The following is a 12,595-nucleotide window of genomic DNA, read 5'->3' on the forward strand; positions in this document are numbered from 1 at the left end:
TAATTATTGTCCGTGAATGTTTAACGGATAACATGTCAGAATTTTAAGGTGAAATAAATGAGTGATACCGATGATTGGGCTGCAGCAATGGCAGAGCAGGCACTTGAAGAAGCAAAAGAAGCTGAACAAGTCGCCCTTGATGAACTGGTAGATGAAGCCGCGCCAATCTCGCATGATCAAGCTGAAAAGCTCGATGCCATTATGGATATACCGGTAACGATTTCGATGGAAGTCGGTCGCAGTTTTATTAGTATTCGTAACTTGCTGCAACTGAACCAAGGTTCGGTGGTCGAGCTAGATCGGGTGGCGGGTGAGCCCCTTGATGTGATGGTAAATGGCACGCTTATCGCTCATGGCGAAGTGGTTGTGGTGAATGACAAGTTTGGTATTCGTCTGACAGATGTGATTAGCCAAACAGAACGCATTAAGAAGTTAAAGTAATCGAACAAGCATTAAGGATTTAACCCTGTGTTGAATGTATTCTCCTCGCTAGCGTTAGCTAGCTCTGCGCTTACTGACACGGCAACAACCGCAGTTGCCACAACCGTGTCTAAAGCCCCAGAAACATCAAATGTGGCTGCGCTTTCAAGCATGGTGGGCGGGCTTATTCTCGTTATCGCCATCATCTTTTTACTGGCATTTATTGTCAAAAAATTAAACTTAGTGCAGTCAAATCAAGGGGTGATAAAAACCATTGCCATGACGCCACTTGGTCAAAAAGAAAAGCTGGTTCTGGTTGAGCTTGAAGGTCAGCAATATCTGTTAGGGGTGACCTCACAGCAAGTTAACCTTATTGATAAGCTAGACACAAACGTTGAAATAGAAAGCACTAGTTTTGCCACTCGTCTCAAGCAAGCCAAAGCGCAAGCAACAGTCAAGGCCAAGGATCTGCAATAATGAAAAGATGGATAGTGCTGGCTTTGTTGGCTGGATTAATGTTCACGCCAGTTAGTTTTGCAGAAGATGGCTTACTAAAAGCAGTGACAGTGACTGCAGGGGCTGACGGCAGTACCGAATATTCAGTCACTATGCAGATATTACTGCTAATGACGGCCATGAGCTTTATTCCAGCAATGGTAATAATGCTGACCTCATTTACCCGCATCATCGTGGTGCTATCAATTTTGCGCCAAGCATTAGGTTTGCAGCAAACCCCATCAAATCAGGTGCTCATTGGCATTACCATGTTCATGACCTTTTTTATCATGGCGCCAGTATTTGATAAAATTCATGCTGAAGCGGTAAAACCTTACATGAATGAAACTCTGACAATGCAGCAAGCCTTTGAAGTGGGTAAAGAGCCCTTAAGGCAGTTTATGTTGGCGCAAGTCAGAACCACAGATTTAGAAACCTTTGTCGAAATTTCAGGTTATACCGATATCACTTCCCCTGAGCTGGCTCCGATGAGCGTTTTGATACCAGCGTTTATCACCAGTGAGCTTAAAACCGCGTTTCAAATTGGCTTTATGTTATTTGTGCCATTTTTGGTATTGGATTTGGTGGTCGCCAGTATTTTGATGGCAATGGGTATGATGATGTTATCGCCGATGATTGTGTCCTTGCCCTTTAAAATCATGCTGTTTGTGTTGGTTGATGGTTGGGGCTTAGTACTGGGCACCTTGGCCAGTAGTTTCGGCACTTAGGTTTAGGGAGCAGGGCTAATGTCACCAGAGTCATTGATTGATATTTTTCGTGAGGCGCTGTCCGTTATCGTGCTCATTGTCTCGGCTATTATCTTACCGGGTTTATTTGTCGGTTTGATTGTGGCGGTGTTTCAGGCTGCCACCTCCATTAATGAACAAACCTTAAGTTTCTTACCGCGTCTATTAATGACCCTGTTTTCACTGATGTTTTTAGGCCATTGGCTGGTGCAAACCATGATGGATTTTTTCTATAATATGGTGGATATGATCCCGCAGGTTATAGGTTAGGTCATTGGATATTCTGTTCGAGGAAATTAGCCAAACCATTGCCGCCTATATTTGGCCGCTGTTTCGTATTTCTTCAATGCTAATGGTAATGACGGTCTTTGGCGCCAATACGACTCCGTCGCGGATCCGCTTATTATTGGCGATGGCCATCACCATTGCCGTTGCGCCGGTACTGCCAAAAACAGCATATGTGGAGCTATTTTCATTAACTGCAGTATTTGTTTCAGCTCAGCAGATTTTAGTGGGCACAGCTATTGGTTTTGTGACCATTTTAGTGATGCAAACTTTTGTATTAACAGGGCAAATTATTGGTATGCAAACCAGTTTAGGCTTCGCTTCCATGGTGGACCCAGGCTCCGGTGAGCAAACCCCGGTAGTGGGTAACTTCTTTTTATTGCTGGCGACCTTGATTTTTTTAAGTGTAGATGGTCATTTATTGATGTTTAAAATGCTGGTGGCCAGCTTTGAAACCATTCCGGTTTCAACCGAAGGCTTTAGCATTGCCAATTATAAAAAACTTACCGAGTTTGGCAGTTATATGTTTGGCGCGGCGTTAACCATGTCAATATCAGCGATTGTGGCATTATTGCTTATTAACCTCTCGTTTGGAGTAATGACCCGGGCTTCACCGCAGTTGAATATTTTTGCCATCGGTTTTCCAGTGACTATGGTCAGTGGCTTATTTATTCTCTGGCTGACCCTAGGCCCTATCATGTCTCATTTTGATCAGGTGTGGCTGCAAGCCCAGCTGCTGATGTGTGATATTTTACAACTGACCTGTCACATTGACGGTTCCATAAGCCAGTAGGGACAAGATGGCAGAAGATACCGGTCAAGAACGCACCGAGGACCCCACCGCCAAGCGACTGGAACAGTCCCGTGAAAAAGGTCAGGTCGCCCGCTCTAAAGAGTTAGGAACCGCAGCAGTATTATTAGCATCTGCTGTGGGGTTTGCGTTTGTTGGCCAAGATCTGGCGCGCAGCTTACACAGCGTGATGACGCAAATGCTCACCATGGAGCGGGATCAGATCTATGACACCAACTCTATGTTCCTAGTTTGGGGGGTTATTGGCGCTGAGCTTGCTTGGCCATTATTCAGTTTCATTGCTTTTCTCGCCTTTATTGCCTTTCTTGGCAATATTGTCTTAGGCGGTATTACTTTTTCGGTTAAAGCTTTTATGCCTAAGGGCAGTAAAATGAACCCTGCTAAAGGCTTTAAAAGAATGTTTGGCACCCAGGCCTTAGTTGAACTAACTAAAGGTATTGCTAAATTTTTGGTGGTGGCAATATCGGCGTATTTTTTATTGTCGTTTTATTTTTACGATATTTTGACCTTATCTATGGGTCATTTACCGGGAAATATTTACCACGCGCTGGATTTATTGGTATGGATGTTTATTTTATTGTGTTCATCAATGCTATTGATTGTGGCGATCGATGTGCCATTTCAAATATGGAACCACAATAAACAGCTTAAAATGACCAAACAAGAAGTTAAAGACGAGTATAAAGACTCTGAAGGTAAGCCTGAAGTAAAAGGCCGTATTAGGCAATTGCAGCATGAGATGGCCAATAAACGCATGATGTCTGAAGTGCCCAATGCCGATGTGATTGTGGTTAACCCAGAGCATTACGCTGTGGCAGTAAAATATGATGCCAGTCGTTCATCTGCGCCATTTTTAGTGGCAAAAGGGGTTGATGATGTGGCCTTTAAAATTCGCGAAATAGCCCGAGAGCACGAAGTGCCAATTGTATCAGCGCCGCCGCTAGCCAGAGCCATATATCATACAACTAAAATTGACCAACAGGTACCGGAAGGACTATTTACCGCCATTGCACAAATCTTAGCTTACGTATTTCAGTTAAAACAATACCAAAAGGGTCGCGGTAAACGTCCAAAACCTATTCCGCTCAATCAACCTATTCCGGATGATTTAAAACATTAGCTGCGGTGTTTTTAGGCATTCAAACCGCAACAGCTGCTATTAACTAATAGCTTGGCTTAGTAATTGCATTTCGCTGATGTCAGCGTCAAAAATATTACGAAAGGGTTTACGGTTAATGGATGTAAAGACAGCGCTAGGTCAAGCAAAGCAAATACGATTTAGCACATTCAAAGGTATTGGTACCCCTTTATTGGTGCTGGCTGCATTAGGTATGGTGGTATTGCCGATGCCGCCATTTCTGCTTGATATTCTATTCTCCTTTAACATTTCCCTCGCTTTAATCGTGTTACTTGTCGCTATTTATAGTGATCGCCCACTAGATTTTGCCGCATTTCCGACTGTTTTACTGGTGGCCACCTTATTACGCTTAGCATTGAATGTGGCCTCAACACGAATAGTGTTACTTGAGGGGCATAACGGTGGTGACTCCGCGGGTAAAGTGATTGAAGCCTTTGGTTCGGTGGTGATTGGCGGTAACTATGCTGTGGGTTTAGTGGTGTTTTTAATCCTGATCATCATCAACTTTGCCGTAGTAACCAAAGGTGCGGGGCGTATTTCAGAAGTGAGCGCACGTTTTACCTTGGACGCCATGCCGGGTAAACAGATGGCCATTGATGCCGATTTAAATGCCGGTACATTAACTCAAGATCAGGCACGTATTCGCCGTGCTGAAGTGACGAAAGAAGCTGACTTTTATGGCGCGATGGACGGTGCGTCAAAATTTGTGAAAGGGGATGCTATTGCTGGGATTATGATTCTGGTGATTAATATCCTTGGCGGTTTTGTCATCGGCATGGTGCAGCACGGCTTGGATTTTTCAAGCGCGGTGGAGATTTATACCTTACTGACCATTGGTGATGGTTTGGTGGCGCAAATACCCGGATTGCTTTTATCTATCGCCGCCGCCTTGATGGTGACGCGCCAAAATGAGTCTGGCGATATGGGCGGGATGATGATCAGCCAAATGTTCCATAGTCCTAAGTCTATGGCCATTGCATCAGCCGTGCTTTTTGTTATGGGTGTTGTACCTGGTATGCCACATTTCGCGTTTTTAACGTTTGCATTTATTACCGCAGGCGCAGCTTACTTTATTTATAAACGCAATAACGACAATAAAACCCTTGCGCTAGAAAAAGCAGTTAAAGGCCCAAGCGATGTCAAAGAGGCTGAGCCCAAAGAGCTAAGCTGGGAAGATGTACATCATGTAGACACCATTGGCCTTGAAGTGGGCTATCGACTTATTCCGCTGGTAGATAAAGGTCAAGGCGGCGAGTTACTCAGTCGAATTAAAGGGGTACGTAAAAAATTATCGCAGGAATTGGGCTTTTTGGTACCGGCAGTGCATATTCGTGACAACTTAGATTTATCCCCCAACTGCTATCAAATATCCTTAATGGGCGTGGTAGTTGGCGAAGCAGAAGTAAGACATGATTGCGAGTTAGCGATTAATCCAGGTCAGGTTTACGGCAAGCTTGATGGCATAGAGACCAAAGATCCAGCTTTTGGTTTAGAAGCCGTTTGGATAGCTCCAGCGCAACGTGAACATGCGCAAACATTAGGTTATACCGTGGTTGATACCGCGACTGTTGTTGCTACTCATATAAGCCAGTTACTGACCAATAATGCGGCTAAATTATTGGGCTATGAAGAAGTGCAGCAGTTAATGGATATGCTATCGAAAAACTCGCCGAAGTTAGTGGATGGCTTTATACCAGACGTTATGCCGCTAGGTTCAGTGGTAAAAGTGATGCAAAACCTTCTTAATGAAGGAGTTTCTATCCGAGACTTGCGCACAATCGTGCAAACACTGTTAGAATACGGCAGCAAAAGTAATGATACTGAAGTGTTAACCGCTGCAGTACGTATTGCCTTGAAACGAATGATAGTGCAAGAGATCTCTGGGCCCGAATTGGAAATCCCTGTCATAACATTGGCGCCAGAGTTGGAACAGATGTTGCACAAGTCTATGCAGGCAACCGGCGGTGAAGGGCCCAATATTGAGCCAGGCCTTGCAGAACGTATGCAGAAGTCATTATTAGATGCTTCTCAGAAGCAAGAAATGGTCGGTCAACCAGCCATTTTATTGACATCAGGCATGCTTAGGTCAACTTTGTCGCGGTTTGTGAAATACACCATTCCTAATTTACGGGTTATTTCTTACCAAGAAATACCCGATGAAAAGCAAATACGCATAGTATCTGCAGTTGGGCAATAGCAATGACTTTCAGTTTGAAAGAGGTACGTAGTGAAAATTAAACGATTTTTTGCCAAGGATATGCGCTCAGCATTAGCTCAAGTCAAAGAGACTTTGGGCTCTGACGCGGTGATCATGTCGAATAAGAAAGTAACTGGTGGCATCGAAATTGTTGCAGCAGTTGACTACGATGAGCCTAAAGTTGATGTTGCAGTAAAATCGCCCGTTGCAGCCTTTATGAATGTGACTGAAGACCGTGTGTCAATTGGTGCTAATAAACCTGCTATTAAAGCACACACTAAAGTCAGCCCACCGCCAGTAGCTGATTCATTACAGGCGTTATTAGAAAAGCAGCATAGCCGCCTGCAGCAACAAATTTCCCAGCAACATGAAGAGCCGGAATTACCAGATTGGGCTAAACAGTTAGAAGCAAGCAAACCTGCAGCTAAAGAACCAAGACAGCATCAGCAACACATTGAGCCGTCTAGATCTCCAAATAAAGGTCATTCAGCTGAAATGGAAGCAATGCGCGAAGAGATGGCGTCACTGCGTGGTTTGCTAACTCATCAAGTTTCTTCATTAATGAAAGAACAGAAAAAACGCACCGATCCTGTGGGCGCGATGCTTGAAAGTAAATTAATTGCCGCAGAGTTCTCGCCTGCTGTCGCTGCCAAGTTATCCAGCCTAAGTCAGCAGTTTTCTCCCGCCGATTTAGTCAGAGCCTTACCCCAAAGTTTGGCCAACCTGCTCGATAACCAAGGTGACGATATTGTGCGCACTGGTGGCGTAGTCGCATTTGTCGGTCCAACTGGTGTCGGCAAAACCACTTCATTGGCTAAAATTGCTGCCAGATTTGCCGCTCATCATGGCCCAGAACAAGTTGCGTTAATTACCACAGATCATTATCGTATTGGAGCCTTTGAGCAATTGGCAACTTATGGCAAAATAATGGGCTGTCCAGTTAAACAAGCACATGATTTAACTGAATTAGAACAAATTCTTTATCAGTTTAAGAATCGTAAGTTAGTATTGATTGACACTGCGGGTATGGGGCAACGAGATTTACGCCTTTATCAGCAGTTAGATGATTTGATGGCAAACACCAGAATACCCATTCGTAGTTATTTGGTGATGTCGGCAACCTCTCAACGAAGAGTGTTACTCGATGCCGTAGAACATTTTAAAAGAATCCCGTTATCTGGGTGTATACTGACAAAATTAGATGAGTCAGTATCTATTGCTGGCGCATTAAGTGTATTAATCCAAAATGGGTTGCCACTAAGTTATGTTACTGATGGGCAACGTGTTCCAGAAGATATGCAGGTTGCCGATACGCTTTCATTAGCAAGACAAGCGTTAGCAGCACTTAACGAAACAAAACCTCAAACGTCACCTGACACTGCGTGGTCAAATGACATGGCCTATGCATTCGAGTAAAGATATGACCCGAGATCAAGCAAGTGGTTTACGTATGATGAATCAACCAAATAACGATAAAGTAAAAGTAATTGCAGTCAGCGGTGGTAAAGGCGGCGTGGGTAAAACCAGTGTGTCGATTAATACCGCGGTAGCACTTGCTGAGAAAGGCAAACGGGTTTTAGTACTCGATGCCGATTTAGGACTCGCCAACGTTGATGTGATGTTAGGTATTCGAGCTGAGAAAAACTTATCTCACGTATTATCTGGCGAAGCAGAATTAGACGACATTATTGTTCGAGGCCCGAAAGGCATTGGTATTGTACCTGCCACATCAGGCACTCAAGCGATGGTGGAATTGACCCAAGCGCAACATGTTGGATTAATTCGTGCCTTTAGCGATATGAAAACCCAGTTTGATATTTTAATCGTTGATACCGCAGCGGGTATCTCTGATATGGTGCTGAGTTTTTCCCGTGCCTCACAAGATGTATTGATTGTAGTTTGTGATGAACCGACATCAATAACCGATGCCTATGCCCTGATCAAAATATTAAGTCGTGAGCACGGTGTGTTCCGCTTCAAAATTGTGGCAAATATGGTGCGCAGTTTGCGAGAAGGCATGGAGTTATTCGCCAAGTTAAGTAAAGTAACCGATAGATTTTTAGATGTGGCTTTAGAGCTTGTTGCGACAGTGCCATTTGATGAAAATTTACGTAAATCAGTACGTAAGCAGAAGTTGGTTGTGGAAGCATTTCCAAAATCACCAGCAGCCATTGCTTACCACGGTTTAGCCAATAAAATCATGAGCTGGCCTGTGCCACAGCAGCCTGGTGGTCATCTAGAGTTCTTTGTTGAACGTCTTGTTCAGCGCAAAGAAGTAAAAGAGGATACACCGAGTGAATAAAGCCGCCGCGTATACTCAGTTTGATAATAAAACCTCAATTGTTGAACAGTATGCACCGCTGGTAAAAAGAATTGCACATCATATGTTGGCAAGGCTGCCAGCATCGGTACAACTTGATGACTTATTGCAAGCTGGGATGATGGGGCTGCTGGAAGCATCATCAAAGTTTGATGGCTCTAAAGGCGCCAAATTTGAAACCTTTGCTGGGATCCGAATTCGTGGTTCGATGATCGACGAAATTCGCCGTGGTGATTGGGTGCCGCGCTCGGTACATCGTAACCAACGCCGTGTTGCACAAGTTATCGATGAACTGGGTCAAGAATTAGGTCGTGATGCCAGAGATACTGAAATCGCAGAAAAATTGGAAATATCTCTTGAAGAGTATCACCATATTTTAAACGATGTTTCAGTAGGAAAAGTTATTGGGATTGAAGACTTAGGTGTTTCAGAAGATGTGATTGTGTCTGATGAATTAACTGAGGATGAAAGTTTTGATTCTTTAGCCGAAGTGCAGTTTAAATCGGCATTAGCACAAGCAATTACCACATTACCCGAAAGAGATGCGCTAGTTTTGTCGCTATATTATGACGAAGCGTTAAATTTAAAAGAAATCGGTGCCGTTCTTGAGGTCAGCGAGTCGCGTGTTAGCCAGATCTTAAGTCAGGCAATGCTGCGTCTCAAAGGCAAACTCAAGCATTGGACACAGGTATAATTACTAATAAGAGCAACGAATTAAGCTCACCGGAGGAAACCTTGGACAAGAATATGAAGATACTGATTGTTGATGATTTTTCAACAATGAGACGTATCATAAAGAACTTGTTGCGAGACTTGGGATTTAATAATACTCAAGAAGCAGATGATGGCAATACCGCACTACCGATGTTACAAAAAAGCGATTTTGACTTTGTCGTAACCGATTGGAATATGCCGGGTATGCAAGGGATTGATTTGTTAAAAGCCATTAGAGCTGACGATTCATTAAAACACTTGCCAGTATTAATGGTAACAGCAGAAGCAAAACGTGAACAAATTATTGCCGCAGCGCAAGCTGGCGTTAATGGCTATGTGGTTAAACCTTTTACCGCAGCAACGTTAAAAGAAAAACTCGATAAAATCTTTGAACGTTTAGCCTAAGCAAAGGATAAGTTATGCAGGCAGCAATATCAGGGCTCATAGATCTTGAGCAAGCCCAGCAACTTGTTAAATTGCTTGAAGATGGACAACAAGAGCAAGCTGATGCGGTCATTCGTGACCTGTCAGTGCCAATACAACGTGAACTGTTTGATGAAGTTGGCAAGCTGACCCGTCAGTTACACAGTTCACTAAATGACTTTCAATTGGATACCCGTCTGGTTGAACTTGCTAACCATGAAATACCCGATGCAAAAGAAAGACTCAACTTTGTCATTGATATGACAGAGCAAGCTGCAAATAAAACCATGGATGCAGTTGAAGAATGTTTACCTTTGGCCGATACAATAATAAATAACATTCAATCGGTCACGCCAATGTGGGACAAATTGATGCGTAGGGACATTTCCTTAGTGGAATTTAAGTCCTTGTGTCATGACGTTCAACATATCATGTCCCATAGCGAACATGATTCAAATCGACTAAGAGAACTGCTCAATCAAATAATGATGGCGCAAGACTTCCAAGATTTGACAGGCCAAATGATCCGCCGAGTTATTGACTTAGTCATCGAAGTTGAAAGCAGTTTAGTGTCTATGCTGACAATCTTTGGCGAAAATGCAGCCGACTCGGATCGAGTCATTGATGATAATAAAATTGAAGCAGAAGGCCCTATCTTAAATGCTGACACCCGCGAAGACGTGGTGACTGGCCAAGATGAAGTGGATGATCTGCTATCAAGTCTGGGTTTCTAATTAGGAGTCAAATTTAATGTCTTTTGATGTTGATGAAGAGATACTCCAGGACTTTTTGATTGAAGCTGGTGAAATTTTAGAGCTTCTACAAGAGCAACTCGTCGCTCTTGAAAATAATCCTGATGATGCTGATTTACTGAATGCGATTTTTAGAGGTTTTCATACTGTAAAAGGTGGCGCAGGCTTTTTGAGCTTAGGCCCTATGGTCGATGTGTGCCACGAAGCTGAAAATACCTTTGACTTACTGCGAACGGGTAAGCGTCAAGTAAATGCCGAATTGATGGACATCATTTTGCAAGCTGTTGATGCGATTAATTCGATGTTTGCACAGACCCAGCAAGGTCAGCCACAAGATGATGCCGACGCCGACTTATTAGCTCGTTTAAAGCTGTTAAGTTCTGGAGCGCCATTAGCCTCAGAGCTTGCCAGCACGCCCGAAGACGCGTTAATTGCTGAAGAGGCTTTAATTGAAGAGGCTTTAATTGAAGAGACTTTAATTGAAGAGACTTTAGCTGAAGTTGAGCCGATTGCTGAAGACTCTGAAGCATCAGTGGGCTCTATTGATGATATCGACGAGAGTGAATTTGAAGCCTTACTCGATGCACTTCATGGCGCAGGAAACAGTCCTACCTCTAATTCAACAAAAGACCTTATTGATGATACCTCGAGTGCTTCAGTCGCTAATGGTGACACTGCTGTTGCCAGTGATGAAATCAGTGATGATGAGTTTGAAGCCTTACTGGATGAATTGCACGGCGCTGGTAGTTTTAAAGCCGCGAGTACCCCAATTGCAGAAGTAAAACCTGCGGTAATAGAACAAGATCCAATTGTTGATGGCGATGATATTACCGACGATGAGTTCGAAAAGTTATTAGACGAATTACATGGTAAAGGTGCCGCTCCTCAGGCTGTTAGCCTAGCGCCTTCAGCAGTTACTCCCGCAACTCCAGCAACTCCCGTTTCAATGCCCGCAGATATTGCGCCATCAAAAGCCGTCTCAAACACAGCTGCGCCAGCACAGCCAAGTGCGACAGACACAAAACCAGTGCCAGCCGCTAAAGCTGCCGCGCCAGTAAAAAAAGCAGAACCTGCTAAAACCCAAGGTGCCATGCCACAGGGTGAAACCACCGTAAGGGTTGATACTTCACGCCTTGACCAAATTATGAATATGGTTGGTGAGCTGGTGCTGGTACGAAACCGCTTAGTGAGTTTAGGTATTTCTCGCGATGATGAAGAAATGTCGAAAGCACTTGCCAATTTAGATCTGGTTACTGCCGACCTACAAGGCGCGGTAATGAAGACCCGCATGCAGCCAATTAAGAAAGTATTTGGCCGCTTCCCAAGAGTGGTTCGCGATTTAGCCAGAACACTGAATAAAGAAATTGATTTAATCATGGTAGGTGAAGATACCGATCTTGATAAAAATCTAGTTGAAGCACTGGCAGATCCATTAGTCCATTTAGTACGTAACTCGGTTGATCATGGCATTGAAATGCCTATTACTCGCGAAGGGAATGGCAAACCAAGAACCGGTACGATAACTCTTTCTGCAAGCCAAGAAGGCGACCATATTCTTCTTAAAATTGAAGATGATGGCGCAGGGATGGATGCCGATAAGCTAAAAGAAATCGCCATTAGCCGCGGGGTTCTAGACGAAGAATCAGCCGCAAGAATGACTGATAATGAAGCTTATAACTTAATTTTTGCCCCAGGTTTTTCAACCAAAGTTGAAATTTCAGATATTTCAGGCCGCGGCGTTGGAATGGACGTGGTGAAAACCCGCATCAGCCAATTAAACGGCACAGTGCATATTGATTCGGTAAAAGGCCAAGGCACCATTTTAGAAATTAAAGTGCCACTGACATTAGCGATTATGCCCACATTAATGGTGGATGTTGCTAAGCAGGTGTTTGCCTTACCGCTTTCAAGCGTTAATGAAATTTTCCACCTCGATTTAACTAAAACTAATGTTGTCGATGGTCAGCTCACCGTCATAGTGCGCGATAAAGCCGTGCCACTGTTTTATTTAGAGCAATGGTTACATCGCAACAAGACCACGCTTACTCATGGCGATAAAAAGCAAGGCCATGTAGTGATTGTGCAACTTGGAACCATGCAAATTGGTTTTGTGGTTGATGCATTAATCGGTCAAGAAGAAGTTGTGATTAAGCCTTTAGGCAGTATGCTGCAAGGTACGCCGGGTATGGCAGGGGCAACAATTACCTCCGATGGAGGTATTGCATTGATCCTTGATGTACCGGGTTTATTAAAATATTACGCCAAAAGTAAAAGATAAAATTCCAATTGATAAG

At 43.7% G+C, this 12,595-nt stretch carries 13 protein-coding genes; all 13 read left to right on the top strand.

Going from position 1 to position 12,595, the window contains the following annotated elements; genetic code table 11:
• Window positions 1-57 precede the first annotated feature (57 nt).
• The 13 genes from fliN to Q4546_RS08255 all read left to right on the top strand — a co-directional run bounded on the left by fliN (window position 58) and on the right by Q4546_RS08255 (window position 12,579).
• Window positions 58-441, top strand: coding sequence for a flagellar motor switch protein FliN (gene fliN, locus Q4546_RS08195; protein WP_076540237.1), 384 nt, complete (start codon window positions 58-60; stop codon window positions 439-441).
• Window positions 442-471: 30 nt separating this feature from the next.
• Window positions 472-897: a flagellar biosynthetic protein FliO gene (fliO, locus tag Q4546_RS08200; RefSeq protein WP_241901020.1), complete on the top strand. Its 426-nt coding sequence runs from the start codon at window positions 472-474 to the stop codon at window positions 895-897.
• A 38-nt stretch (window positions 898-935) separates the two neighbouring features.
• A complete protein-coding gene (gene fliP, locus Q4546_RS08205; protein ID WP_241901019.1) occupies window positions 936-1,643 on the top strand; it encodes a flagellar type III secretion system pore protein FliP in 708 nt (235 codons plus the stop codon).
• Between the two features lie 18 nt (window positions 1,644-1,661).
• The gene (gene fliQ / locus Q4546_RS08210; protein WP_076540242.1) at window positions 1,662-1,931 is read left to right on the top strand and encodes a flagellar biosynthesis protein FliQ; all 270 of its coding nucleotides are present in this window, start codon (window positions 1,662-1,664) and stop codon (window positions 1,929-1,931) included.
• A 4-nt stretch (window positions 1,932-1,935) separates the two neighbouring features.
• The gene (gene fliR / locus Q4546_RS08215; protein ID WP_102439496.1) at window positions 1,936-2,739 is read left to right on the top strand and encodes a flagellar biosynthetic protein FliR; all 804 of its coding nucleotides are present in this window, start codon (window positions 1,936-1,938) and stop codon (window positions 2,737-2,739) included.
• Between the two features lie 7 nt (window positions 2,740-2,746).
• On the top strand, window positions 2,747-3,877 hold the full coding sequence (gene flhB, locus Q4546_RS08220; RefSeq protein WP_303446077.1) for a flagellar biosynthesis protein FlhB: 1,131 nt from the start codon (window positions 2,747-2,749) through the stop codon (window positions 3,875-3,877).
• Between the two features lie 115 nt (window positions 3,878-3,992).
• Window positions 3,993-6,092 carry a flagellar biosynthesis protein FlhA gene (flhA, locus tag Q4546_RS08225; protein WP_102439498.1) on the top strand — a complete coding sequence of 700 codons (2,100 nt, stop codon included), beginning with the start codon at window positions 3,993-3,995 and terminating at the stop codon, window positions 6,090-6,092.
• A gap of 30 nt (window positions 6,093-6,122) precedes the next feature.
• Window positions 6,123-7,508 carry a flagellar biosynthesis protein FlhF gene (gene flhF, locus Q4546_RS08230; protein ID WP_102439499.1) on the top strand — a complete coding sequence of 462 codons (1,386 nt, stop codon included), beginning with the start codon at window positions 6,123-6,125 and terminating at the stop codon, window positions 7,506-7,508.
• 4 nt (window positions 7,509-7,512) lie between these two features.
• On the top strand, window positions 7,513-8,394 hold the full coding sequence (locus Q4546_RS08235; protein ID WP_076540438.1) for a MinD/ParA family protein: 882 nt from the start codon (window positions 7,513-7,515) through the stop codon (window positions 8,392-8,394).
• Complete coding sequence (locus tag Q4546_RS08240) at window positions 8,387-9,106, top strand: RNA polymerase sigma factor FliA (RefSeq protein WP_102439500.1); 720 nt, start codon at window positions 8,387-8,389, stop codon at window positions 9,104-9,106. Before Q4546_RS08235 ends, Q4546_RS08240 begins: the two co-directional genes overlap by 8 nt.
• Before the next feature lie 41 nt (window positions 9,107-9,147).
• The gene (gene cheY, locus Q4546_RS08245) at window positions 9,148-9,531 is read left to right on the top strand and encodes a chemotaxis response regulator CheY (RefSeq protein WP_076540257.1); all 384 of its coding nucleotides are present in this window, start codon (window positions 9,148-9,150) and stop codon (window positions 9,529-9,531) included.
• Between the two features lie 14 nt (window positions 9,532-9,545).
• Window positions 9,546-10,283, top strand: a complete 738-nt coding sequence (locus Q4546_RS08250; protein ID WP_303446078.1) for a protein phosphatase CheZ — start codon at window positions 9,546-9,548, stop codon at window positions 10,281-10,283.
• A 16-nt stretch (window positions 10,284-10,299) separates the two neighbouring features.
• Window positions 10,300-12,579, top strand: coding sequence for a chemotaxis protein CheA (locus Q4546_RS08255; protein WP_303446079.1), 2,280 nt, complete (start codon window positions 10,300-10,302; stop codon window positions 12,577-12,579).
• The last annotated feature ends 16 nt before the right edge of the window (window positions 12,580-12,595 follow it).

Source organism: Shewanella sp. 4_MG-2023, assembly GCF_030548015.1.
Classification (GTDB): domain Bacteria; phylum Pseudomonadota; class Gammaproteobacteria; order Enterobacterales; family Shewanellaceae; genus Shewanella.